The sequence below is a fragment of the Pseudomonas sp. NUPR-002 genome (genome assembly GCF_056322725.1).
Genome location: NZ_CM150476.1, coordinates 2094189 through 2119554 on the forward strand (window position 1 = coordinate 2094189; position 25366 = coordinate 2119554).

Consider the following 25366-nt stretch of genomic DNA (forward strand, 5'->3'; position numbering starts at 1 on the left):
CGCGATTGCGGTCTGTCAGGCACACCGCATCGCGGGGCAAGTCGGGTCGCCGCACCGCCGCTCCTACAGAAAGGCAAAAGGCTGCAACTGAAACCCTTGCTCATCCACCTGCAAGGCCCAACCCTGACGATCCCAGTCCCCCAGCACGATTCGCCGTGCCGGTTGCTCATCGATCATCAGTTTGTGAATGGCCGGGCGATGAGTATGCCCATGCACCAATGTGCGCACGCCATACTCCGCCATGATCCGCGGCACTTCCTCCGGGGTCACGTCGACGATGTCGTTGGCTTTCATCCGTGTTTGGGCCCGGCTTTCACTGCGCAGCTTGCGTGCCAGCTTTTGCCGGGTACTCAACGGCAGGTGACGCAGAATCCACAGGCTCACCGGGTTGCGCAGATAGCGGCGCATTTTCATGTAGCCGATGTCCAGGGTGCACAGGCTGTCGCCATGCATCAGCAACACCGACTCACCCCCCAGGCGTACCACGCTGGGGTCGGCCAGTAGGGTGGCGCCTGCGGCTTGGCAAAACGCTTCGCCAATCAGGAAGTCGCGGTTGCCATGCATCAGGTAGACCTGTGTGCCGCTGTCGCTCAAGGCGCGCAGGGCCTGGCAGATTCCGCGCTGGAACGGGGTCATGGCATCGTCGCCGATCCACGCCTCGAAAAAGTCACCGAGGATGTACAGGGCTTCGGCATGCCGAGCCCGACCTTCGAGCAGATCTAGAAACGCCCGGGTAATGTCCGGGCGTTCTTCTTGCAGGTGCAGATCAGAGATCAGCAGTATCACTCAACGATCTCGGCTTTCTCGATGATCACGTCTTCAACCGGTACGTCCTGGTGGCCAGCTTTGGAGCCGGTGGCGACTTTCTTGATGCTGTCGACCACGTCAGTACCTTCGGTGACTTTACCGAACACGGCGTAGCCCCAACCCTGCACGTTTTTGCTGCTGTGGTTGAGGAAAGTGTTGTCGGTGACGTTGATGAAGAACTGCGCCGAGGCCGAATGCGGCTCCATGGTACGGGCCATGGCGATGGTGTACTTGTCGTTGCTCAGGCCGTTGTCCGCTTCGTTCTGGATGCTTGGGCGCTTGTCTTTCTTTTCTTTCATGCCTGGCTCGAAACCGCCGCCCTGGATCATGAAGTTGCCGATGACGCGGTGGAATACGGTGTTGCTGTAGTGGCCAGCGTTGACGTATTCGATGAAGTTGGCCACGGTGATCGGGGCTTTTTCGGCATTCAGTTCGATAACGATGTCGCCGTGATTGGTGCTCAGTTTGACTTTGGACATGCTGGAATTCGCTCTTTCAAGGCATTCGAAAATGGGGTCGCGCAGGTTCGCGATACACACCTGACGCACAGTCTACAGCCCGCGATACGTAATTCGCGGCAGTTTTTTCGCGTTGCCTGCCGAATATCGCGCCAGTTTGTCGGCCCGAAGCTGTCGGCAGCTCGACCGCTTCGGCTATGATAAGCGCTTTGATTCAGTCGGCCTACCCAGGCCGTGTACCGGTATTCAAGGATCCTATGAGCAAGCCCACTGCCGACACCGCTGCCAACGCCGCTGCCAAAGGTGCCCCCGCTGTCCCTGCGAACTTCCTGCGCCCGATCGTGCAGGCTGACCTGGACTCGGGCAAGCACAGCAGCATCGTCACCCGTTTCCCGCCAGAGCCTAACGGTTACCTGCACATCGGCCATGCCAAGTCGATTTGTGTGAACTTTGGCCTGGCCCAGGAATTCGGCGGCGCCTGTCACCTGCGTTTCGATGACACCAACCCGGCCAAAGAAGACCAGGAGTACATCGACGCCATCCAGAGCGATGTGAAGTGGCTGGGCTTTCAGTGGACCGGCCCGGTGCGCTATGCCTCCGAGTATTTCGACCAGTTGCACGACTGGGCGGTAGACCTGATCAAGTCGGGAAATGCCTACGTCTGCGACCTGACCCCGGAGCAGGCCAAGGAATACCGTGGCAACCTGACCGAGGCGGGCAAGAACAGCCCGTTCCGTGAGCGCAGCGTCGAGGAAAACCTCGACCTGTTCGCGCGGATGAAAGCCGGTGAGTTCAAAGACGGTGAGCGCGTGCTGCGGGCCAAGATCGACATGGCCTCGCCGAACATGAACCTGCGCGACCCGATCCTCTATCGCATTCGTCATGCCCACCACCACCAGACCGGTGATAAGTGGTGCATCTACCCCAACTACGACTTCACCCATGGTCAGTCGGATGCCATCGAAGGCATTACCCACTCCATTTGCACCCTGGAGTTCGAAGGCCATCGTCCGCTGTACGAATGGTTCCTGGAGCACCTGCCGGTACCGGCCAAGCCGCGCCAGTACGAGTTCAGCCGCCTGAACCTGAACTACACCATCACCAGCAAGCGCAAATTGAAGCAACTGGTCGATGAGCAGCACGTCAATGGTTGGGACGATCCGCGCATGTCGACCCTGTCGGGTTTCCGTCGCCGCGGCTACACCCCGGCCTCGATCCGCAACTTCTGCGAAATGATCGGCACCAACCGCTCTGACGGTGTGGTCGACATGTCGATGCTCGAATTCAGCATCCGTGACGATCTCGACCGCACCGCACCCCGCGCCATGTGCGTGCTGCGTCCGTTGAAGGTGGTTATCACCAACTACCCGGAAGGTCAGGTCGAAAACCTCGAACTGCCGCGTCACCCGAAAGAAGACATGGGTGTGCGTGCACTGCCGTTCGCCCGTGAAATCTACATCGACCGCGACGACTTCATGGAAGAACCGCCAAAAGGCTACAAGCGTCTGGAGCCGGCCGGTGAAGTGCGCCTGCGTGGCAGCTACGTGATCCGTGCCGACGAGGCGATCAAAGATGCTGACGGCAACATCGTCGAGCTGCGTTGCTCCTACGACCCGGACACCCTGGGCAAGAACCCGGAAGGCCGCAAGGTCAAGGGTGTGATCCACTGGGTGCCGGCTGAGGCCAGCGTTGAGTGCGAAGTGCGCCTGTACGACCGTCTGTTCCGCTCGGCCAACCCCGAGAAGACCGAAGACGGCGGCAGCTTCCTCGACAACATCAATCCCGATTCGCTGCAGGTGCTGACTGGTTGTCGTGCGGAACCTTCTCTGGGCCAGGCCCAACCAGAAGACCGCTTCCAGTTCGAGCGCGAAGGCTACTTCTGCGCCGACCTGAAAGATTCCCAGCCGGGTCGCCCGGTATTCAACCGGACTGTGACCCTGCGCGATTCGTGGGGCAGCTGAGGAACGCTCGTGCTTAGCATTTACAACACACTTAGCAAGACCAAAGAGGTTTTCAAACCGCTCGACGGCAACAAGGTACGGATGTACGTCTGCGGCATGACCGTGTACGACTTCTGCCACCTGGGCCATGGCCGCAGCATGGTGGCGTTCGACCTGGTCACCCGTTGGTTGCGTTACAGCGGCTACGACCTGACTTATGTGCGCAACATCACCGACATCGATGACAAGATCATCAACCGGGCCAACGAAAACGGCGAATCGTTCGAAGCGCTGACCGCGCGCATGATCGATGCGATGCACGAGGATGAGCGCCGTCTGAACATCCTGCCGCCAGATCAGGAGCCGCGTGCCACCGACCATATCGCTGGCATGCACGCGATGATCCAGACCCTGATCGACAAGGGGTATGCCTACGCGCCGGGTAACGGCGACGTGTACTACCGGGTCGGCAAGTTCGTCGGTTACGGCAAGCTGTCACGGAAAAAGATCGAAGACCTGCGCATCGGTGCGCGTATCGAGGTCGACGAAGCCAAGCAGGATCCACTCGATTTCGTCCTCTGGAAGGGCGTCAAGCCGGGTGAGCCGAGCTGGGAGTCGCCGTGGGGCCCAGGCCGTCCGGGCTGGCACATCGAGTGCTCGGTGATGTCCACCTGCTGCCTGGGTGAGAGCTTCGATATTCATGGCGGTGGCAACGACCTGGAGTTCCCGCACCACGAGAACGAGATCGCCCAGAGCGAGGCCGCGACCGGCAAGCAGTACGCCAATTCGTGGATGCACTGCGGCATGATTCGCATCAATGGCGAGAAGATGTCCAAGTCCTTGAACAACTTCTTCACCATTCGCGATGTGCTCGACAAGTACCACCCTGAAGTGGTGCGTTACCTGCTGGTGTCGAGCCACTACCGCAGCTCGATCAACTACTCCGAAGACAGCCTGCGCGAGTCCAAGGGTGCCCTGGAGCGCTTCTACCATGCCCTGCGTGGTTTGCCGCGGGTCGAGGCCAAGGGCGGCGAGACGTATGTCGAGCGCTTTACCGTGGCGATGAACGACGACTTCGGTACGCCGGAAGCCTGCGCGGTGCTGTTCGACCTGGTGCGTGAGATCAACCGTCTGCGTGACAGCGAACCTGAAACCGCCGCTGGCCTGGCAGGGCGCCTGCGTGAGCTGGCGGGCTTGCTCGGTGTGCTGCAACTGGACGCCGACGACTTCCTGCGCGCGGGTGCTGAAGGCAAGGTTGATGCGGCTGAGGTCGAGGCCTTGATTCAGGCGCGTTTGCAAGCGCGAGCGGACAAGAATTGGGCCGAATCGGATCGCATTCGTGACCAGATCACCGCCATGGGAGTAGTGCTGGAAGACAGTAAAGGCGCTACCACCTGGCGTCTGGCTGACTGACCTTTCGCGGGGCAAGCCCGCTCCCACAGAACCGGTGGGAGCGGGCTTGCCCCGCGATTTATTTGCCCTAACTGACTACTCCAGTCCTGCAGTGCAACACCAACCTCGCGCCACCCAGCTCACTGGCTCCTACCTCCAGCACAAACCCATGCAGGTCAGCGATCGCCACAACGATCGACAGCCCTAGCCCGAATCCTGAATGCCGATGGCCTTCCTCGCTGCGGTAAAAACGCTTCAGCACGGCGTCCCGCTCGTCAGCGGGAATCCCAGGGCCGCTGTCTTCCACCGCAATCTTCAGCACGCCTGCCTCATTGTTGGCGTGCATGCGCACCTGGCCGCCCGCCGGGGTGAACTTGATGGCATTGCTCAGCAGGTTGGACAGTGCCTCGAACAACAGTTCGCGATCACCATGAAGCGCTGGCAGTTGTGCTGGCAGGTCAAGATCCAGGCGGATGTCGCCATCTTCAGCCAGCGGCAAGTAAAAGTCGTGCATTTCCATCAGTAGAGCATGAGGGTCAAGTTCGACGAACCCGGCGCGGCGCTGACGATTCTCCAGTTCACTGATGCGCAGCAAACCACGAAAGCGCGCCATCAACGTATCGGTTTCACCAATTGCCTGCTCCAGCGCTTGCGCTTGGGGTGAGTCGTCTCCGGCCTGCTGGCGGATGCGGTACAACTGGGCGCGCAGGCGGGTCAGTGGCGTGCGCAGGTCATGGGCGATGTTGTCACAGACCCCCTTGACCTCATGCATCAGCCGCTCGATGCGGTCGAGCATGGCGTTGACGATGGCGGCGAGCATGTCCAGCTCATCGCGGCGCTGCGACAACGGCAGGCGCTGGGTCAGGTCGCCGGCGACGATCTGTTCGGCAGTGGCCTGAATGGCGCGGATGCGCTTGAGGGGGCGGCGGCGCAGCAAATACCAGCCAGCGATGCCGGGGATGATGGTCAGCGACAGCCCCCAGAGCAGGGCATGCAGAATGATCCGGGTGACGACAAACAGCGAGCCGTTATCGCGTACCAGCACCAACCAGCGACCATCGCGCACCTTGATCGCCACCGCGTCACAGCTGTCGCGCGGCAGGTGCGGGTCGTCGGCATCCAGGCAGCGGCCCAACTCGTGGATCTTGCCGTCCAGACCGAGGTCGGTCGGAACCTGGCGAATCTGTCCGCCCAAAGGGTTGAACTGAGCGTCGAACAGGCCATAGGCATCGAAGCTGCGTTCTTCGAAGGCCTGGCTGGCGATCAGCGCGTCGTCCAGCTGTTTGCCACTCATGTGCGCGAACAGGTGCTGACGCTGCAGCAACGAGTGGCGGGTGAGTTTGTTCAGGTAGCCCGACACTTCAAAGTACAGCACCCCCATGAGGATGCTGCTCCAGGCCACAAAGAGAAAACTGTACAGCGCCAACAGGCGGCTGGTTGATGAACTCCACCCTTTAGACGGGTTCGGCAATGGCATAGCCCGAGCCCCGCACGGTCCGAATCAGCGGGGTTTGGCCAGCGGCATCGATTTTCTTGCGCAAACGGCCGATATGCACGTCGATCAGGTTGGTACCGGGGTCGAAGTGATAGCCCCAAACCTCCTCGAAAATCATCATCCGGGTGATTACCTGACCGGCATGGCGCATGAGGAATTCCAGCAGCTTGTATTCGGTGGGCAGCAGGTTCAGCGACTGTTCGCCACGCTTGGCCTCGTGGCTGATCAAGTCCAGTTCCAGATCCGCCACCTGCAGGCGGGTCTGCGCCATGGGCACGCTGTTGCGTCGCAGCAGCACTTCCACGCGGGCCGCCATTTCGTCGGAAGCGAACGGCTTGGTCAGGTAATCATCGCCGCCGGCACGCAGGCCGCGGACCCGTTCGTCGACATCCGACAGCGCACTGATCATCAGGATCGGCGTGGTGATCTTCAGGTTGCGCAGGGTGGTGACGATGGTCAGGCCGTCAAGCTCGGGGAGCATACGGTCAAGGGTGATGAGGTCGTAGCCTCCGGCGATAGCCTTGGCCAGGCCTTCACGGCCGTTGTCGGCCCAATCCACTTCCAGACCATGGCTGGAAAGCTCGGCGACGATCTCCTGAGCGGTCACGGCGTCGTCTTCGATAGTCAGTACGCGGGGCATGCTATTACCTGGGCGGCGGGTAGAGACTTGATTGTGCCAAAGAATAGGCGGTGCCCGGGTTAAAGAAAAATTCATCTTTGTAGCCATCGCGGGGCAAGCCGGCTCCTACAGTAGGAGCGGGCTTGCCCCGCGATGTGGTTACATCAAACCTTGACGATCCAGCCCGCCGGGCCTTCGATGTCGCCGCTCTGGATGCCAGTCAGCTCGTTGTAGAGCTTCTGGGTCACCGGGCCGACTTCGCTTTCGCTGTAGAACACGTGCAGTTTGCCGTTGTATTCGATACCGCCGATCGGGGTGATCACCGCCGCAGTGCCACAAGCGCCGGCTTCGCTGAACTGGCCGATCTTGTCGATCAGTACATCACCTTCGATCACTTCCAGGCCCAGGCGCGATTGCGCCAGTTCCATCAGCGACAGACGGGTGATGCCCGGCAGTACCGATGGCGATTTCGGGGTGATGAACTTGTTGTCCGGGGTAATCCCGAAGAAGTTGGCCGAACCGACTTCCTCGATCTTGGTGTGGGTCAGCGGGTCGAGGTAGATGGCGTCGGCGAAGTTGGCTTTCTTCGCTTCGGCGCCCGGCTGCAGGCTGGCGGCGTAGTTGCCACCGACCTTGGCCGCACCGGTACCTTGCGGGGCCGCGCGGTCGAAGCTGGAAATCTGGAAGTTGTGCGGCTTCATGCCGCCCTTGAAGTACGAGCCGACCGGGATGGCGAAGATCGAGAAAATGAATTCCGGTGCGGTGCGCACGCCGATGTTGTCGCCCACGCCGATCACGAATGGACGCAGGTACAGGGCACCTTTGCCGTGTGGCGGTACAAAGCGTTCGTTGGCCTTGACCACTTGCTTGCAGGCCTCGATGAAGGCTTCGGTCGACACTTGCGGCATCAGCAGGCGGGCACAGCTGCGCTGCATGCGCTGGGCGTTCTGGTCAGGGCGGAACAGGTTGATCGAACCGTCCTTGCAACGATAGGCCTTCAGGCCTTCGAAGCACTGCTGGCCATAGTGCAGGGCGGTCGAGCCTTCGCTGATGTGCAGCACGTTGTCTTCAGTCAGGGTGCCCTGGTCCCACTCGCCGTTGCGGAAGTAGGAAAGGTAGCGCTTGTCGGTCTTGATGTAGTCGAAGCCCAGCTTGTCCCAGTTAATGCTTTCGTTACTCATGGCACCCTCGAATCGGTTTGCATATGCCTGCATGCTCAGGCGTGTGTTATTGCGCACGCAGCCACGATAATACATCCCGTGCGGATCGGGAACGCCCAGTCATAGATTGGACCTTAGTTGCAGGCAAAATCTTCATGAAAGCGCCAGCGCAGTGCCCTGGCGCGTGATTTTCACAAGATTTTCAGGGTGATGATTGCTGTTGGTGCACGGCTCGTTTAAATTGCGATTAATTCTCAGTCGCGTATTTATTGCTATGTCCGTTTCCAGTGCTGCCCCCGTGTCGAGGTTGACGATCGGTGCCCTCTACAGTGATCACCATCGCTGGCTGGTGGGCTGGCTGCGTTCGCGCCTGGGCTGCTCGCAGCAGGCGGCGGACCTGGCGCAGGACACGTTCGTGCGCTTGCTGGTGGCCGATCGCGCCCAGCGTCTGCAAGCGCCCCTGCAGGAGCCTCGGCACTTTCTGGTGACCGTGGCCCGGCGCGTGATGGTCGACAGCTTCCGCCGTCGCGCGGTGGAGCAGGCGTATTTGCAGACGCTGGCCGAGCAGCCGGAAATCCTTGTGCCTTCGCCGGAAGATCAGCTCATGCTGATCCAGGCCCTGCAGGCGATCGATGCCATGCTCGACGGCGTGGGCGCGCGGGCCAAGCGGGCGTTTTTGCTGTCGCAACTGCAAGGCCTGGATTACAAGGCCATTGCCAGTGAGCTGGGCGTGTCGGTCAGCTCGGTGACCAAGTACGTCGCCCGGGCGACCGAACACTGCTTGTTGTATGCGCTGGAGCACGGCTTGTGATCACTGCCGAGCAACGCCAGGCCCTGAGTGAAGCGGCAGACTGGTATGCCCGGCAGAACGTGCCAGGGCACAACCCGCAACTGCGTGTGCAGTGGCAGCACTGGAAGCAATGCAGCGAGGTCAACGCTTGGGCCTGGCAGCGGGTAGAACGGCTGCAGGCGCAACTGGGCGGTGTCGACGGCGCGCTGGCCGGCGAAGTGTTGGCCCGTGCCACGCGTGCACCGCTCGATCGGCGCACCCTTTTGCGCTGCCTGTTGCTGGGCGTGGGCGCAGGGGCGCTGGGGTTGGGCGGCTATCAGCAGGCGCCGGTATGGCTCGCCGATGCGCGTACCGAGCGGGGGCAGCGGCGAACCCTGACCTTGGCCGATGGCAGCCGGGTAACCCTCAACACCTCGAGCGCCGTCGATGTGCAGTTCGATGCGCAGATGCGCTGCGTCGTCATGCGTCAGGGTGAAGTGTTGATCGAAACCGCCAAGGATTCCCGACCGTTCTATGTGCGCAGCGCCGAAGGCCAGATGCAGGCGTTGGGTACGCGCTTCATCGTCCGCCAACACCCGGGCATCACCGACCTGGCGGTGTTGGAGCATGCGGTGGCGGTCACCACCGGTGGCACCCATGCCAAACAGCGGATCGAGGCCGGGCAGGGGGTGCGTTTCGATCAGCAAGGCATCGTTGACCTGCGCGTGTTGCGAAGCGGTGAAGGGGAGTGGGTCAAGGGCCACCTGCTGATCGACGGCTGGCGTCTGGATCGTCTGCTGGCAGAGTTAGGCCGCTATCGGCCGGGCTATCTGGGCTGTGCCGAGGAGGTTGCTCATCTGCAACTGTCAGGCAGCTTCCCGTTGGACAACACCGATCAGGCACTGGCCGCTATCGCCCGCGCGGTACCCGTGGACATTCGCCAGCACACCCGCTTTTGGACCCGTGTAATGCCACGCGCTTGAGGCGGATAAAAAAACTTGCCCGGGCGTTGTCGATTTCTCGCGGTTGATACGACTCCCATGAACAAGATTAATTCTCGTTCATCTTTTGCAACAGGAGTCAGCATGTCCCGCGCCACTCATCCCCCTGTCACCCGGCCGCATCAGGCATTCATGAAAAAGCCATTGGTCGTGGCATTGCTTGGTGTTGCACTGCTGGCTCATGGCAGTGTGCTGCAGCCATTGCTCAGTAGCAGCGGGCAGGCGGGTGCTGCAGAGCAGCAGCGCCATTATCAGATTGGCGCCGGGGCGTTGGGCGAAGTGCTCAGCCGCTTTGCCGGTGACGCGGGCGTGGTGTTGTCGTTCGACAGCAGCCTTACGGCGGGCCGTCAGAGCCCGGGGCTGGTGGGCAGCTACAGTGTGGACCAGGGCTTCGCCCTGTTGCTTGGCGGCAACGGCCTGGTGGCGGTGCGCAATGCCGATGGCAGTTATTCGCTGGTGGTCAGCGGTGACGGGCAAGCGATGGAGTTGGGGGCGATCAGCATCTCCGGCAAGGCGCCGGGTTCGACCACCGAAGGCACTGGGTTGTACACCACCTATTCGTCGAGCAGCTCGACCCGCCTCAACCTTACCCCCAAAGAGACCCCGCAATCGCTGAGTGTGATCACCCGCCAGCGCCTGGATGACCAGAAGCTGAACGACCTGACGGAAGTGATGGAGGCCACCACCGGTATTACCGTGACCCGAGTCGGCGTTGGCGCAGAGAATGACACCTACTGGTCGCGCGGCTTTCAGATCAACAACTTCGAGATCGACGGCGTGCCGACGGCGTCACGCCTGGACATCACTACGCAGAACACTGCGATGTATGACCGGGTCGAAATCGTACGTGGTGCGACCGGCCTGATCAGCGGCTCCGGCACGCCCTCGGCTACCGTCAACCTGATTCGCAAGCGCCCGACTGATGAGCCGCAACTGAGCTTCACTTCCGAGGCCGGTAGCTGGGATCGCTATGGTGTGGGCATGGATGTTTCCGGTCGCCTGACCGAAAGCGGCAACGTGCGCGGCCGTTTGGTGCTCGATTACAAAGACCAGGCTTCCTGGGTCGATCACCTGAAAAGCGAGGGGCAACTGGTCTACGGCATCACCGAGTTCGACCTCAGCGAATCGACCTTGCTGACCCTGGGTTTCAGCTATGTGAAGAACAATGTCGAACGCCCGCTACGCACCGGTTTCCAGACCTTTTTCAGTGATGGCAGCCGCACCGATTTCGGCCGTTCGGCCAACAGTGCGCCCGACTGGGCCTATAACGACCGGGCCATGACCAACCTGTTCGCCTCGATCGAACAGCAGTTCGATAACGGTTGGAATGCCAAGCTGGAAGTTGGTCATTCGCAGAACGAATTCGACGAACTGATCAACTACATGAACGGCTCGATCGACCGCGAAACAGGCAGCGGCGCGTTCCTGTACCCCAACCGCTGGTCGGGCAAGCCGCGTCAGGATAACGTCGACGCCTACCTGACCGGCCCCTTCAGCCTGTTCGGTCGCGAGCATGAGTTGATCACCGGTCTGACCCTGTCGCGTTACCGCGAGAATACCCCCAACCATGGTGGCTGGTTCGGCCCCTGGACCGGCTACGACGGCACCATCGACAACATTTACACCTGGGATGGTGAAGGCCCGCGTCCCGATACCACCCCCATTGGCAAAACCTACATCGAAGAGAAACAGTACGCGGCCTACATGACCGGGCGCTTTAACCTCACCGATGCCACCCACCTGATTGTTGGCGGGCGGGTCACCGACTGGAAGCGCACCAACGATGTACGCACCTACGCCGACCCGGCCAGTGACAGCAAAGATGAAGAAACCCGCAATGGTGTATTCCTGCCCTACACCGGCCTGGTCTACGACTTGACCGACCAGTGGTCGGCGTACGCCAGCTACACCAAGATTTTCAACCCGCAGTACTACGGGATTGAAGACGTCAACGGCAAACCGCTGGATCCACAGGAAGGTACCGGCTACGAAGTAGGGGTCAAGGGCAGCTTCAATGAAGACCGGCTCAATGCCAGCCTGGCCCTGTTCAAGCTCGATCAGGACAACCTGGCGGTTTATGTACAGGACAACTATTACAAGGCTGAGCAAGGCACCACCACCAAAGGGGTGGAACTTGAGCTCAGTGGTGAGTTGAGTGAGGGTTGGCAGGCGTCGGCAGGCTATGCCTACAGCGTCAGTACCGACAGCGACGACAAGCGCATCGTGACGCAGATTCCGCGTCATGGTCTGAAGGCCTTCACCAGCTACCGCTTGCCAGGCGCCTGGGATCGATTGACTGTCGGTGGCGGGGTGAACTGGCAAAGCAAGACGGGTCAGGACCTGCATAACCACACTCAGGGCAGCTACGCCCTGACCAACCTGATGGCGCGTTACCAGATCGACGAACACCTGAGCGCCTCGCTCAACGTCAACAACCTGTTTGACCGTGAGTACTACAGCTTTGCCGACAGCTGGAGCGTGTACGGCGCGCCGCGCAATTTCATGGCCAGCCTGAAGTACACCTACTGACCAACGGTATACCAGCGGGCATTGACCGGCTGGTCAGCGCGGAGCAGTATAAAGCCATCAAGGTTTGCCTGCTGACCTCGATGCGTACCACGACCACCGCCAATCGCGATTCGGGTACCGATGATTCACCTTAAGGCAGTAGGTAAAACAAGGCCCCGTCCAGCAATGGACGGGGCCTTGTCTATTTAGGCCTTCGCCGATTCAGCCTTCAATCTGCTGACAAAAGCGCAGCCGGTTGCCAAACGGATCGGCGATCTCCATCTGTAACCCCCAGCCAACCCTAACGGCTTCAGGGCGCGAATAGCCGTAGCGCTTGGCGACCAGTTCGTTCTGCAGGGCGATGATGTCTTCGACCCGGGCAAATACCGTCGAGCCGGGTGTCGCGTCGCCGTGATGCTCACTCAAGTGCAGGATCAACCCGTCACGGTGCACTTGAGCATAGAGAGGCAGCTCAGGCTCGAAACGATGTTCCCAATCCAGTGTGAAACCGAGGAAGTCCAGGTAGAACTCCTTGGCTTTATCAACCGAAAAAATGCGCAGAACTGGAATGGCAGGGGCGAGGTGCATTCAGAGGATTCCATGTAGGAGCGGGCTTGTCCCGCGAAACAATACAACTGAAAACCCTCAATCACTAGGCAGGCCTGCATCTTATCCATGCCGTAGCGCAATATTGCTTTAAACCCAATGTCAGGGTTTCATGGTGCCCACTGCGCGGTTTCGCGTGAATGGCGTGCAATGAGACTTGATATGAAAACCCGTTTTAAACAATGTGATGTGCCTGAACTGCGTATGCCCAGCATCAACCAACAGTCGTCGGTGGTGAGCGCATGATTGAAGTCACTGAAGTTTCCATTGCCCAGCTGCGAGCTGCGCTCGAGTCTGGCCAGACCACGGCGGTCGAGCTGGTGCAGGCTTATCTTGCCCGCATCGAAGCCTATGACGGCCCGGCAACTGCTACCGCGCTCAACGCCGTGGTGGTGCGCAACCCTGAGGCGCTGGCAGAAGCCCAGGCTTCCGACGCGCGGCGCGCCAAAGGCGAAACCCTGGGGCCGCTGGATGGCATTCCTTACACCGCCAAGGACAGCTACCTGGTCAAAGGGCTCACCGCCGCCTCCGGTAGCCCGGCATTTGCCGAGCTGGTTGCCTACCGCGATGCTTTCACCATCGAGCGTCTGCGCGCGGCTGGGGCCATCTGTCTGGGCAAAACCAATATGCCGCCGATGGCCAATGGCGGGATGCAGCGCGGCGTGTATGGCCGCGCTGAAAGCCCGTACAACGCCGACTACCTCACAGCACCGTTTGCCTCGGGTTCTTCCAACGGCGCCGGTACTGCCACTGCCGCCAGCTTCTCGGCGTTCGGCCTGGCGGAAGAAACCTGGTCGAGCGGGCGCGGTCCGGCATCCAACAATGGCCTGTGTGCCTACACGCCTTCGCGTGGAGTGATCTCGGTGCGTGGCAACTGGCCACTGACGCCGACCATGGACGTGGTCGTGCCTTTCGCCCGGACCATGGCCGACCTGCTGGAAGTGCTCGACGTGGTGGTCGCCGAAGACCCCGATACCCGTGGCGACCTGTGGCGCATGCAGCCCTGGGTGCCGATTCCGAGCGTTGCCTCGGTGCGTCCGGCGTCCTACCTGGAGCTGGCAGCCGGTGCTGCAGCCTTGGCAGGCAAGCGCCTGGGTATCCCGCGCATGTACATCAATGCCGACCCCGAAGCAGGCACCAGCGAAGCGCCCGGTATTGGCGGGCCGACCGGCCAGCGTATCAACACCCGGCCGACCGTGATTGCCCTCTGGGAAGCCGCACGCAACGCGTTGGAAGCTGCAGGCGCTGAAGTCATCGATGTAGATTTCCCGCTGGTGTCCAATTGCGAAGGTGATCGCCCTGGCGCGCCGACCGTGTTCAACCGTGGCCTGGTGTCCAAGGAATTCCTCCACCATGAGCTGTGGGACCTGACCGCCTGGGCCTTCGATGATTTTCTCCAGGCCAACGGCGACCCTAAATTGAACCGTCTGGTCGATGTCGACGGGCCGAAGATCTTCCCGCACGACCCTGGCACCCTGCCAAACCGTGAGGGCGATCTGGCTGCGGGCATGGACGAGTACGTGCGCATGGCCGAGCGTGGCATTACCCCGTGGGACCAGATCAGCACCGTACCGGACGGCCTGCGCGGGCTGGAGAAAACCCGACGCATTGACCTCGAGGAGTGGATGGATCGCCTCGGGCTCGATGCCGTGCTGTTCCCGACCGTCGCTGATGTGGCACCGGCCAATTCCGACGTTGACCCGGCGTCGGCGGATATTGCCTGGAGCAACGGCGTCTGGGTTGCCAATGGCAACCTGGCCATTCGTCATCTGGGTGTACCGACGGTCACCGTACCGATGGGCGTGATGGCTGATATCGGCATGCCGGTCGGCCTGACCTTTGCCGGCCGGGCGTATGACGATTCGTCGCTGCTGCGCCTGGCGGCGGGGTTTGAGGCGACTGGCTCCAAGCGTCTGGTGCCACCGCGTACGCCGCCATTGGTCGCGAAGTAAGCAAAGCGGGCGGGGCAGGCTCCTGCATCCGGCCCTGCCGGTGGGAGCAGGCTTGCCCCGCGATTTGCTATGCCGCGCCAGATCGCGGGGCAAGCCCGCTCCCACCGAGTTAGGGGCAATCGGTGAAAAGCAAAATATGTTGGGTGCGCGAATGCTGCGACAGAACTGTCGTGGACGTAGATTGGAATAGAAGAAGAAAATGGCAGGGGCGGCTGGATTCGAACCAACGCATGGCAGGATCAAAACCTGCTGCCTTACCGCTTGGCGACGCCCCTGTAGCTGTAGCGACGAGTGTCTGGCACTCGTTTGAATAGAGGTTATTCACTGCCGTTGCAGGAATGTGCGGAAATTTACCAACTTTTCTGCCGTCTGGGAAGAGCCAAATCACATAAATTGTTTTTAAAACAGCCGGTTACTGTTGCTGCCGGTCAGGCATCATAGTGTTTACCCCATCCAGCAGGAATTTTTTCATGGCCAACCACGACATTACCTTCGTTCCAGACCCTGACCCGGAGTCGATCTCCAGCGATGTTACCGGCTTCGGCGGCATACTGGTTTCGACTCAGATTCCGACCCGTGCCGATGGCAGCCTGGAGCTGGGCGATATCACCTTGCAGAGTGAATGCACCCTGCAAGCGCTGAAAGTGGCCCTGGAGCGTGCCGGCAGTTCCATGGACCGAGTATTGCACTTGACCATTTACCTCACCGACATGGCAGATCGTGCCGCGTTCAACGAGGTTTACCAGCGTTTCTTCGCCAAACCGTGGCCAGTGCGCGCAGCGGTTGGCGTGGCCTCGCTGGCGGTTGAAGGCATGCGCGTGGAAGTAACGGCAATGGCCGCCAAAGCCTGAACCCTTGTGGGAGCGGGCTTGCCCCGCGATTGCGGTGTGTCAGCCAGAGAGCATCGCGGGGCAAGCCCGCTCCTACAGGCGGTTTCGCGCTACAATGCGCGCCTTGACCGTGACAAGCCTGACTAAAAAAACATGTCCTTACCCAAGCATCACCTGGAACTGCTCAGCCCTGCCCGCGATGTGGCCATCGCCCGCGAGGCCATTCTGCATGGCGCCGACGCCATCTATATCGGTGGCCCAAGCTTCGGCGCCCGCCACAACGCCTGCAACGAGGTGAGCGATATCGCTCAGTTGGTGGAGTTTGCCCGGCGCTACCATGCCCGGGTGTTCACCACCATCAACACCATCCTCCACGACAACGAACTGGAGCCGGCGCGCAAGCTGATTCACCAGCTGTACGATGCCGGTGTCGATGCGCTGATCGTCCAGGATCTGGGGGTGATGGAGCTGGATATCCCGCCGATCGAGCTGCATGCCAGTACCCAGACCGATATCCGCACCCTGGCGCGGGCCAAGTTTCTCGATCAGGCCGGTTTCTCGCAACTGGTGCTGGCGCGTGAGCTGAACCTCAAGGAAATCCGCGCCATCGCCGATGAAACCGATGCCGCCATCGAGTTCTTCATCCATGGTGCGCTGTGCGTGGCGTTCTCCGGTCAGTGCAATATTTCCCACGCCCAGACCGGCCGCAGTGCCAACCGTGGCGACTGCTCGCAGGCCTGCCGCCTGCCGTACACCCTCAAAGACGAGAAGGGTGGGGTGATTGCCTACGAAAAACACCTGCTGTCGATGAAAGACAACAACCAGAGCGCCAACATCCGCGCCCTGGTCGAAGCCGGTGTGCGTTCGTTCAAAATTGAAGGGCGCTACAAGGACATGGGCTATGTGAAGAACATCACCGCCTATTACCGCCAGCGCCTGGATGAAGTGCTCGAAGACCGTCCGGACCTGGCCCGCGCGTCCAGCGGCCGTACCGCGCACTTCTTCGTGCCGGACCCAGACAAAACCTTCCACCGCGGCAGCACCGACTACTTCGTCAGCGAGCGCAAGATCGACATCGGTGCCTTCGACTCGCCGACCTTTACCGGTCTGCCGGTAGGTGTGGTAGAGAAAGTCGGCAAGCGCGACCTGCAGGTGGTCACTCATGAGCCGCTGTCCAACGGCGATGGCCTCAACGTGCTGGTCAAGCGTGAAGTCGTGGGTTTCCGCGCCAACATCGCCGAGCCCAAGGGCGAGTTCGATGAAGACGGCGAAAAGCGCTACCGCTACCGGGTCGAGCCCAACGAGATGCCCAAGGGTATGCATCAATTGCGCCCTAACCATCCGCTGAGCCGCAACCTCGACCACAACTGGCAGCAAGCGCTGCAGAAGACCTCTGCCGAGCGGCGCATTGGCCTGAAATGGTCGGCCAGCCTGCGTGAAGATCGCCTGCAACTGACCGCTACCAGTGAAGAGGGCGTCAGCGCCAGTGTCAGCCTGGACGGCCCGTTCGGCGCGGCCAACAAGCCTGAGCAGGCACTGGAACAGCTGCGTGACTTGCTGGGGCAACTGGGCACCACCCAGTACCACGCCACCGACATCAAGCTGGATGCGCCACAGGCGTACTTCATTCCCAATTCACAGCTCAAGGCGCTGCGCCGTGAAGTGATCGAGGCGCTGACCACTGCCCGCGTCGAGGCCCATCCTCGGGGCAGCCGCAAGGCCGAAAGCAACCCGCCACCGGTGTACCCGGAGTCGCACCTGTCGTTCCTGGCCAACGTCTACAACCAGAAGGCGCGCGATTTCTATCACCGTCACGGCGTCAAGCTGATCGACGCGGCGTTCGAAGCCCACGAAGAGAAGGGCGAAGTGCCGGTGATGATCACCAAGCACTGCCTGCGCTTCTCCTTCAACCTGTGCCCTAAACAGGCCAAGGGCGTCACCGGGGTGCGCACCAAGGTGGCACCGATGCAGCTGATTCACGGTGATGAAGTGCTGACGTTGAAGTTCGACTGCAAGCCGTGCGAGATGCATATCATCGGCAAGATGAAAGGCCACATCTTCGACCTGCCACAGCCAGGCAGCCAACCGGTGGTGGGCCATATCAGCCCGGAAGACCTGCTGAAAACCATCCCGCGCGCACCGCACTGAGTGAGCACGAGCGCGACGTCACGGCGTCGCGCTCAGCCGCGCAATTCCATGCCGGCCTTGTCCAGCAACCAGCTGCGAAACGCCTGCAGCGCAGGCAGCGCCTGGTTGCGCGGTGGGTACACCAGGTAGTAACTGCGGGCGCTGGCAAAGGGCGGGGTGGGGCTGCTCAGCTCGCCGCTGGCCAGTTCGTCACTGATCAGAATGCGTGGCACCAGGCCGATGCCAATGTCGGCGCGCACGGCCTGGATCAAATGCGAGGTCAACTCGAAGCTCGGCCCCAGGCGCATGGCCTGGTGCGCCAGGCCGTGGTGGGTGAACCATTCACCCCAGGCATTGGCATTGTTGGCGACACTCAACAGCACTTGCTGGCTGATGGCTTTCGGGGTCCAGGCGGGCAGGCTGGCGGCCAGGGTCGGTGACAGGATCACGCTCAATTCTTCTGCGTGCAGGCGGTGGCAGATCAGTCCCTGCAGTTCATGGGTGGCAACGACGATGGCGGCATCGATGCCGCTGGTGGCGAAGTCCACCGGTTCAATCCGTGAATTGATGTGCACCAGTACTTCGGGATGGCTGCGGTAAAACGCGTGCAGTCGTGGCAGCAGCCATTTCGAGCCGAAGGTCGGCAGCGTTGCCAGGCGCAAACTGCCGCCACCGGCCTGGTGGGCAATGGCGTGCAAGGTGGCGCTGCGCACACGGCCGAGGGCCTCGCTGATTTCCCGTTGGTACAGGCGGCCGACCTCGGTGAGTTTGACTGTGCGGCCTTCGCGGCGGAACAACGTCACCCCCAATTGCTGCTCCAGCGCCTGCACCTGACGGCTGACAGCGCTCTGGGTCAGGGCCAGTTCCACGGCGGCGCGGGTGTAGCTTTCATGGCGCGCCGCGGCTTCAAATGCCAGCAGCAAGGACATCGACGGGGTGAGATTGCGGTAATTCATTCGTAAAAGTCATCAAAGGCTGCGGGAATATCCGTTTGTGCCTGGCGCCAGGCTGCGGGATCATTGGCATCATCCACTACCTGGCCGTGTACTGACCATACCGTTTCAGCAAGTATTCCTGATTAGCCTGACATAAATGAGGCCATCCCCCGATGATCGCCCGATTGACCGGCACTGCACCGGCCACGCTGTACCCTGATTTCCTCGAAGCCCTGCGCGCTGCCGGTTTCCGTGGCCAGCTCAGTGCCGACTACGCCACCCGCACCGTACTGGCCACCGACAACTCGATCTACCAACGCCTGCCGCAAGCGGCGGTGTTCCCGCAGGACGCCGACGATGTGGCGCGAGTTGCGACGCTGATGGCCGAGCCGCGTTTCAAAGACGTCAAGCTCACGCCGCGTGGCGGCGGTACCGGTACCAACGGCCAGTCGCTGACCGACGGCATCGTCGTCGACCTGTCGCGGCACATGAACAGCATCCTTGAAATCAACGTTGAAGAGCGCTGGGTACGGGTTCAGGCCGGTGTGGTCAAAGACCAGCTCAATGCCGCGCTCAAGCCCCATGGCTTGTTCTTCGCCCCGGAACTGTCGACCTCCAACCGCGCCACCGTTGGCGGCATGATCAACACCGACGCCAGCGGCCAGGGCAGTTGCACCTACGGTAAAACCCGCGATCACGTGCTCGAACTGCACAGTGTGCTGCTGGGCGGCCAGCGCCTGCACACCCGGCCATTGAGCGACGCTGAACTGGAGCACGCTTGCGCTGAACCTGGCCGCGCCGGTGAGGTGTACCGCACCGCCCGGCAGATCCAGGAGACCCAGGCCGAACTGATCGAGCAAACCTTCCCCAAGCTCAACCGCTGCCTGACCGGTTACGACCTGGCGCACCTGCGTGACGAACAAGGCCGTTTCAACCTCAACAGCGTGCTGTGTGGCGCCGAGGGCTCGCTGGGCTACGTGGTCGAGGCCAAGCTCAATGTGCTGCCGATACCCAAGTATGCAGTGCTGGTCAACGTGCGTTACACCAGCTTCATGGACGCACTGCGCGACGCCAACGCGTTGATGGCGCACAAGCCGCTGTCGATTGAAACGGTAGACTCCAAGGTGTTGATGCTGGCGATGAAAGACATCGTCTGGCACAGCGTCGCCGAGTATTTTCCGGCCGATGCCGAGCGCCCGACCCTGGGTATCAACCTGGTGGAGTTCTGCGGTGACGACCCGGCTGAAGTCAATGCGCGGGTGCAAGCCTTTGTCGCCCACCTGCAGGCCGACAAAGGCGTCGAGCGTCTGGGGCACACCCTGGCCGAAGGTGCTGAAGCGGTAACGCGGGTCTACACCATGCGCAAGCGCTCGGTGGGCCTGCTGGGTAACGTCGAAGGTGAAGTGCGGCCGCAGCCGTTCGTCGAAGATACCGCAGTACCGCCAGAGCAACTGGCGGACTACATCGCCGACTTCCGCGCCTTGCTCGATGGCTATGGCCTGGCCTACGGTATGTTCGGTCACGTCGATGCCGGCGTGCTCCATGTGCGCCCGGCGCTGGACATGAAAGACCCGGCCCAGGCCGCGCTGGTCAAACCGATTTCCGATGCCGTGGCTGCCCTGACCCTGCGTTACGGTGGTCTGCTCTGGGGTGAGCATGGCAAAGGCCTGCGCTCGGAATATGTGCCGGAATACTTCGGTGAACTGTACCCGTCGCTGCAAGCGCTCAAGGGCGCCTTCGACCCGCACAACCAACTCAACCCCGGCAAAATCTGCACCCCGCCCGATAGCGCCCAGGGCCTGATCAAGGTCAACGAAGCGCCGATGCGTGGCGACTTCGACCGCCAGATCGACGAGCGCGTGTGGCAGAGTTTCGGCAGTGCCGTGCACTGCAACGGCAACGGCGCCTGCTACAACTACGACCCCAACGACGCCATGTGCCCGTCGTGGAAAGCCACCCGTGAACGTCAGCACTCGCCCAAGGGCCGTGCCTCGCTGATCCGCGAATGGCTGCGCTTGCAAGGCGCCGCCAACGTCGATGTGCTGGCCACCGCCCAGGGCAAGCTCAACTGGCTCAAAGGCCTGCCGGCGCGGCTGCGCAACAACCTGGCGCGCAACAAGGGGGAAGCGGACTTCTCTCACGAGGTGTACGACGCCATGGCCGGTTGCCTGGCCTGCAAGTCGTGCGCGGGGCAGTGCCCGATCAAGGTCAACGTGCCGGAATTCCGCTCGCGCTTCCTCGAGCTGTACCACGGGCGTTACCAGCGGCCGTTGCGCGACTACCTGATCGGCTCGCTGGAGTTCAGCATTCCGTATCTGGCCTACGCTCCCGGTGTGTACAACGCGGTGATGGGCTCGAAATGGGTGAGCAAGCTGCTTGAGCGCCATGTCGGCATGCTCGACAGCCCGCTGATCAGCCGTTACAACTTCCAGGCCACCCTGACGCGCTGCAACGTGCGCGTGGCCAGCATTCCGGCCTTGCGTGAGCTGACCCCGGCGCAGCGCGAACGCAGCATCGTGCTGGTTCAGGATGCCTTCACCCGTTACTTCGAAACCCCGGTGCTGGCGGCGTTCATCGACCTGGCCTATCGCCTCGGGCATCGCGTCTACCTGGCCCCCTACAGTGCCAACGGCAAGCCACTGCACGTGCAGGGCTTCCTCGGTGCTTTCAACAAGGCGGCGATTCGCAATGCCCGTGAGCTCAGTGCCTTGGCGGAATGCGGTGTGCCGCTGGTGGGGCTGGACCCGGCCATGACCCTGGTGTATCGCCAGGAGTACCTGAAGGTTCCGGATCTGGGGGCATGCCCGAAGGTATTGCTGCCTCAAGAGTGGTTAATGGAGGTACTGCCTGAACAACCGACCCGGGCAACCACGACCTACCGTTTGATGGCGCACTGCACAGAGAAAACCAACGTCCCGGCAAGCACGCGGCAGTGGGAACAGGTGTTTAGCCGCCTGGGCCTGAAACTGACCACCGAAGCTACGGGTTGCTGCGGGATGTCCGGTACCTATGGTCACGAGGCCCGTAACCAGGCCACCTCGAAGACCATCTTCGAACAGTCCTGGGCGACCAAGCTGGACAAGGAAGGCGAAGCCTTGGCTACCGGCTACTCGTGCCGCAGCCAGGTCAAACGCCAGGCCGACCGCACCTTGCGCCATCCGTTGGAAGTGCTGCTGCAACAGCTGAGCAGCTAGCCTGTAGGAGCGGGCTTGCCCCGCGATGCGGTGTGTCTGATAAACCGCGATCGCGGGGCAAGCCCGCTCCTACCAAGGTCAAGCCTGGAAGGTCACGTAGACCTTCTTGCAGGTGGTGACAACTTCCCAGATCCCGGTGAAGCCCGCCGGAATGACGAAGCGATCACCGGCCTGAACCACTTTCACATGGCCGTTCTGGTCATGAATCAGCGATTGGCCACTGAGGATTTCGCAGTACTCATCTTCGCTGTACACCACCTGCCAGCGCCCCGGCTGGCTTTCCCAGATACCGGCATTGAACTGGCCATTGGCACTGCAAAACTGATTGTGTGCCGATTGCTCAGGATGGCCGCTGATCAAGCGTTCAGGCCTGGGCAGGTAGCGTTCGCCAGGGGTGTTGTAGGTGAAGTCAGCAATGTCTTTTATCAGCATCACACATCCCTCAGAGTTTGATCCAGGTGGCCTTCAGCTCGGTGTATTTGTCGAACGCGTGCAGCGACTTGTCGCGGCCATTGCCCGACTGTTTGAAGCCGCCGAACGGCGCGGTCATGTCACCACCGTCATACTGGTTGACCCAGACACTGCCCGCACGCAGCGCCTTGGCGGTGCGGTGCGCTTTGCTCAAGTCGGCCGTCCAGATGCCCGCCGCCAGGCCATAGGGCGTGTCGTTGGCAATCCGGATCGCTTCTTCGCAGTCCTCGAAGCTGATCACCGCCAATACCGGGCCAAAGATTTCTTCCTGGGCAATGCGCATGTCATTGCGAACATTGGTAAACACGGCTGGCTGCAGGTAATTGCCACCGGTTTCTTCCAGCACCTGGTGGCCGCCGTAGGCGCGGGTCGCGCCTTCGTCTTCGCCGATCTGGATGTACTTGAGCACGCTGCGCAGGTGCTGGGTATCGACCAGCGCACCGACCTTGGTGGCCGGGTCCAGTGGATGACCAGGCTGCCAGTTTTCCAACTCGGCAATGACCATGGCGGTGAAGCGCTCTTTGATCGAGGCTTCAACCAGCAGACGTGAACCTGCAGTGCAGACTTCTCCCTGGTTGAAGGCAATGGCGCTGGCTGCCGCCCGTGCCGCCGCCTGCAGGTCGGGGGCGTCGGCGAAGACGATGTTCGGGCTTTTGCCACCGGCTTCCAGCCACACCCGTTTCATGTTGGATTCGCCAGCAAACATCAGCAGTTGCTTGGCCACGCCGGTTGAACCGGTGAACACCAGGGCGTCGATGTCCATGTGCGTTGCCAGGGCCTTGCCGACCACCTGGCCGCGGCCCGGCAAGACGTTGAACACCCCGGCAGGAATACCGGCGTCTACGGCCAACTGGGCCAAACGGATGGCAGTCAGCGGCGACTTGTCGGACGGTTTGAGAATCACCGAGTTGCCAGCCGCCAGGGCCGGGCCGAGTTTCCAGCAGGTCATGATCAGCGGAAAATTCCACGGCACGATAGCTGCTACCACACCGATCGGTTCGCGGGTAATCAGCCCGAGTTCGTCGTCGGCGGTGTTGGCCACTTCGTCGTAGATTTTGTCGATGGCCTCGCCATTCCAGCGAATCGCGCGCGCAGCGCCGGGGACGTCGACACTCAGCGAGTCGCTGATCGGCTTGCCCATGTCCAGGGTTTCCAGCAGCGCCAGGTGCTGGATATCAGCCTCGATCAGTTCGGCGAACTTGAGCATGACGCGTTTGCGCTCCACCGGTGAGCGCCGTGACCAGACGCCTGAGTCGAACGCCTGGCGCGCAGCCTTGACGGCAATCTGCGCATCTTGCGCATCGCACTGGGCGATATGCCCGAGCAGGCGGCCGTCAATCGGACTGATGCGTTCAGCACTGGCGCCAGCGCGCGCGGCGCAGTACTCACCATTGATAAAAGCGCGGGTCTCGGCGCTGAGCGCGTCGGCGCGGGCGATCCAATCATGCAGTTGCAAGGGCATAGAGAATTCCTGTGGTTTTTATTTTGCGCAAAATATGCTGGCGTTGAGCTGCTGATTCAGCATATAAATTTGCAAGATTCTGCGCAATGCAACGATTAAAAAATAAAAAATCTACACATGCGCAAAAATCTGACTTAGCATTTGCTCATTCCTGCCTATAAAAATCACAAAACGAGGGCGATGAAGATGGAACAGGTTTCCATAGGCGCACAGCCACACGCGGTACTGGCAAAAACCATTCGCTGGTGGGACGGGGTGGCGATCACCCTGAGCTTGCCGGCGGCGTTGTTCGTAGGGCTTGGCTACTCAATCGGCGCGATTGGAGCCTGGGCCGCGATTGTCTTGTGGGCGGTGATTGCCGCCGTGGCGGTATTGCACAACTGGCTGTATTCGGAGATGGGCGCAATGTTTGCGGAGAAGTCCGGCGGCATTGCCCTTTACGCCAACGAGGCGTGGAGCAAGCGCGTGCCCAGCTTCGGTCCGCTGGCCACCTATGCCTACTGGTTCGCCTGGGCCACCGCCCCGGCCATCTGGGGGCTGGCGGTGGCGCAGATCCTCTCGGAGCAGTTCTGGCCCGATGTCACGTTCAGCTATGACCTGGGCATTGTCTCGCTGGGTTTGCCGCAGTTCATCGCCTTGGGGGTGGCGCTGTTGTCCTGGGCCTTGAGCATGATCCAGCTGCGTTTCACCATGGTGATCCTCACCGTGGCCGGGGTGTTGCTGATGATTCCGGTGCTGATTTTCGGCAGCAGCTTTTTCACCTTTGAGGCCTGGTCGACCAGCAGTTTCACCTGGCGTACCGGCGAGGGCATCAGCGGTGTGCGCACGGTGTTGGCCTGGTTGTTCATCATGGCCTGGTCGGCGTATGCGGTAGAGGCGTCGGCTTCGTTCATTCCCGAGTTTCGTGACACCGTCAGCGACACCCGCAAGGCGTTGCGCATTGCTGCGCTGATCCTGCTGCTGGTGTTTACCCTGACGCCGTTGGGCCTGGCCGGGCTGCTCGGCGAGCAAGTACTGATCGACAAACCCTACGGTTTTCTCCAGGCCGGCGCGCAGGTGCTGTTTGGTGGTGGCGCGGCGCTGATTACCCTGGTGCTGATTGCCGGCATCCTGGTGCTCTCGGTGATGGGCACGGCCGATGCGGGCAGGGCGCTGTACCAGAGTTCACGTGATGGCCTGACCGTGCGTCAGTTCGGCACCCTCAACCGCGCCGGTGTCCCGGCTCGGGCCGTCACCGTGCAGTTGCTGATCAACGTGTTGCTGGTGTTGCTGGTGGGCAACCCGCTGGCGGTGATCGTTGCCGGTAATGTTGGCTACATTCTTGCTCACTTGCTGGCGGTTTCCGGTTACGTAGTCCTGCGTCGCGACCGGCCGGATGCGCCGCGTCCGATTCGCCTGTCTCGGCGCTGGACAAGCATTGCTATCGCTTTGGCCCTGTTCGACGCCTTGATTCTGCTGGTGGGCATGACCAGTGCTGCGATTACCGGCTATGGCGGCCTCAAGGAAGTGCTGATTGCCGTCGCGGTGCTGGCCATCTCGCAAGCGCTGTTCTGGTTGCGTCGTGTGCAAGACCGCAACGCCGGCCAAACCCACGCCGTTCACAAAGCGCCCTGACTGACTAAAACTTCTCCCGAAAAGGA

At 61.2% G+C, this 25366-nt stretch carries 19 protein-coding genes and 1 tRNA gene; 10 read left to right on the top strand and 10 right to left on the bottom strand.

The genetic code is table 11. The features are described from left to right. Positions 1 to 63 precede the first annotated feature (63 nt). Together ACVWSC_RS09705 and ACVWSC_RS09710 are read right to left on the bottom strand one after the other, a co-directional pair. Positions 64 to 786: a UDP-2,3-diacylglucosamine diphosphatase gene (locus ACVWSC_RS09705; protein WP_442113424.1), complete on the bottom strand. Its 723-nt coding sequence runs from the start codon at positions 784 to 786 to the stop codon at positions 64 to 66. After that, on the bottom strand, positions 783 to 1286 hold the full coding sequence (locus tag ACVWSC_RS09710) for a peptidylprolyl isomerase (RefSeq protein ID WP_442113425.1): 504 nt from the start codon (positions 1284 to 1286) through the stop codon (positions 783 to 785). The genes ACVWSC_RS09705 and ACVWSC_RS09710 overlap by 4 nt, the downstream gene beginning before the upstream one ends. A gap of 236 nt (positions 1287 to 1522) precedes the next feature. Between ACVWSC_RS09710 and ACVWSC_RS09715 the strand changes: the two genes are divergently transcribed. Next, positions 1523 to 3226 (top strand): glutamine--tRNA ligase/YqeY domain fusion protein, encoded by a 1704-nt coding sequence (locus ACVWSC_RS09715; RefSeq protein WP_442113426.1) that lies wholly within the window; start codon positions 1523 to 1525, stop codon positions 3224 to 3226. Between the two features lie 9 nt (positions 3227 to 3235). Continuing rightward, positions 3236 to 4618: a cysteine--tRNA ligase gene (gene cysS / locus ACVWSC_RS09720; protein ID WP_442113427.1), complete on the top strand. Its 1383-nt coding sequence runs from the start codon at positions 3236 to 3238 to the stop codon at positions 4616 to 4618. Between the two features lie 67 nt (positions 4619 to 4685). On the opposite strand, the gene ACVWSC_RS09725 is transcribed toward cysS, so the two are convergent. The 3 genes from ACVWSC_RS09725 to ACVWSC_RS09735 all read right to left on the bottom strand — a co-directional run bounded on the left by ACVWSC_RS09725 (position 4686) and on the right by ACVWSC_RS09735 (position 7892). Next, the gene (locus ACVWSC_RS09725; RefSeq protein ID WP_442113428.1) at positions 4686 to 6074 is read right to left on the bottom strand and encodes a sensor histidine kinase; all 1389 of its coding nucleotides are present in this window, start codon (positions 6072 to 6074) and stop codon (positions 4686 to 4688) included. Then, positions 6052 to 6732: a response regulator transcription factor gene (locus ACVWSC_RS09730; protein WP_442113429.1), complete on the bottom strand. Its 681-nt coding sequence runs from the start codon at positions 6730 to 6732 to the stop codon at positions 6052 to 6054. Before ACVWSC_RS09730 ends, ACVWSC_RS09725 begins: the two co-directional genes overlap by 23 nt. 143 nt (positions 6733 to 6875) lie before the next feature. Beyond that, the gene (locus tag ACVWSC_RS09735; protein ID WP_442113430.1) at positions 6876 to 7892 is read right to left on the bottom strand and encodes a branched-chain amino acid aminotransferase; all 1017 of its coding nucleotides are present in this window, start codon (positions 7890 to 7892) and stop codon (positions 6876 to 6878) included. A gap of 253 nt (positions 7893 to 8145) precedes the next feature. Between ACVWSC_RS09735 and ACVWSC_RS09740 the strand changes: the two genes are divergently transcribed. From ACVWSC_RS09740 to ACVWSC_RS09750, 3 genes are all read left to right on the top strand, one after another. Further along, entirely contained in the window at positions 8146 to 8682 is a 537-nt protein-coding gene (locus ACVWSC_RS09740; RefSeq protein ID WP_442113431.1) for a sigma-70 family RNA polymerase sigma factor, read from the top strand. Then, positions 8679 to 9623, top strand: coding sequence for a FecR domain-containing protein (locus tag ACVWSC_RS09745; protein ID WP_442113432.1), 945 nt, complete (start codon positions 8679 to 8681; stop codon positions 9621 to 9623). Before ACVWSC_RS09740 ends, ACVWSC_RS09745 begins: the two co-directional genes overlap by 4 nt. A 150-nt stretch (positions 9624 to 9773) precedes the next feature. Beyond that, on the top strand, positions 9774 to 12170 hold the full coding sequence (locus ACVWSC_RS09750) for a TonB-dependent siderophore receptor (RefSeq protein ID WP_442114284.1): 2397 nt from the start codon (positions 9774 to 9776) through the stop codon (positions 12168 to 12170). 201 nt (positions 12171 to 12371) lie between these two features. Here the strand turns inward: ACVWSC_RS09750 and ACVWSC_RS09755 are convergent, their stop codons facing one another. Further along, entirely contained in the window at positions 12372 to 12737 is a 366-nt protein-coding gene (locus tag ACVWSC_RS09755) for a glyoxalase superfamily protein (protein WP_442113433.1), read from the bottom strand. Between the two features lie 260 nt (positions 12738 to 12997). Between ACVWSC_RS09755 and ACVWSC_RS09760 the strand changes: the two genes are divergently transcribed. Then, the gene (locus tag ACVWSC_RS09760; protein WP_442113434.1) at positions 12998 to 14707 is read left to right on the top strand and encodes an amidase; all 1710 of its coding nucleotides are present in this window, start codon (positions 12998 to 13000) and stop codon (positions 14705 to 14707) included. 200 nt (positions 14708 to 14907) lie between these two features. On the opposite strand, the gene ACVWSC_RS09765 is transcribed toward ACVWSC_RS09760, so the two are convergent. Then, a tRNA-Gln gene (locus ACVWSC_RS09765) sits at positions 14908 to 14982 on the bottom strand. 195 nt (positions 14983 to 15177) lie between these two features. Here ACVWSC_RS09765 and ACVWSC_RS09770 point away from each other — a divergent pair. Together ACVWSC_RS09770 and ACVWSC_RS09775 are read left to right on the top strand one after the other, a co-directional pair. Next, positions 15178 to 15558 (top strand): RidA family protein, encoded by a 381-nt coding sequence (locus ACVWSC_RS09770; RefSeq protein ID WP_442113435.1) that lies wholly within the window; start codon positions 15178 to 15180, stop codon positions 15556 to 15558. Positions 15559 to 15690: 132 nt separating this feature from the next. Continuing rightward, complete coding sequence (locus tag ACVWSC_RS09775) at positions 15691 to 17685, top strand: peptidase U32 family protein (protein WP_442113436.1); 1995 nt, start codon at positions 15691 to 15693, stop codon at positions 17683 to 17685. A 32-nt stretch (positions 17686 to 17717) separates the two neighbouring features. Here ACVWSC_RS09775 and ACVWSC_RS09780 read toward each other — a convergent pair whose 3' ends face one another. Further along, the gene (locus ACVWSC_RS09780) at positions 17718 to 18620 is read right to left on the bottom strand and encodes a LysR substrate-binding domain-containing protein (protein ID WP_442113437.1); all 903 of its coding nucleotides are present in this window, start codon (positions 18618 to 18620) and stop codon (positions 17718 to 17720) included. 152 nt (positions 18621 to 18772) lie between these two features. On the opposite strand from ACVWSC_RS09780, the gene ydiJ reads away from it, so the two are divergent. Next, complete coding sequence (gene ydiJ / locus ACVWSC_RS09785) at positions 18773 to 21793, top strand: D-2-hydroxyglutarate dehydrogenase YdiJ (protein WP_442113438.1); 3021 nt, start codon at positions 18773 to 18775, stop codon at positions 21791 to 21793. A 78-nt stretch (positions 21794 to 21871) separates the two neighbouring features. Here ydiJ and ACVWSC_RS09790 read toward each other — a convergent pair whose 3' ends face one another. Continuing rightward, a complete protein-coding gene (locus tag ACVWSC_RS09790; protein ID WP_442113439.1) occupies positions 21872 to 22225 on the bottom strand; it encodes a cupin domain-containing protein in 354 nt (117 codons plus the stop codon). A 10-nt stretch (positions 22226 to 22235) separates the two neighbouring features. After that, positions 22236 to 23726 carry an aldehyde dehydrogenase gene (locus ACVWSC_RS09795; RefSeq protein ID WP_442113440.1) on the bottom strand — a complete coding sequence of 497 codons (1491 nt, stop codon included), beginning with the start codon at positions 23724 to 23726 and terminating at the stop codon, positions 22236 to 22238. Positions 23727 to 23912: 186 nt separating this feature from the next. Between ACVWSC_RS09795 and ACVWSC_RS09800 the strand changes: the two genes are divergently transcribed. After that, a complete protein-coding gene (locus tag ACVWSC_RS09800) occupies positions 23913 to 25340 on the top strand; it encodes an APC family permease (RefSeq protein ID WP_442113441.1) in 1428 nt (475 codons plus the stop codon). Positions 25341 to 25366 lie beyond the last annotated feature (26 nt).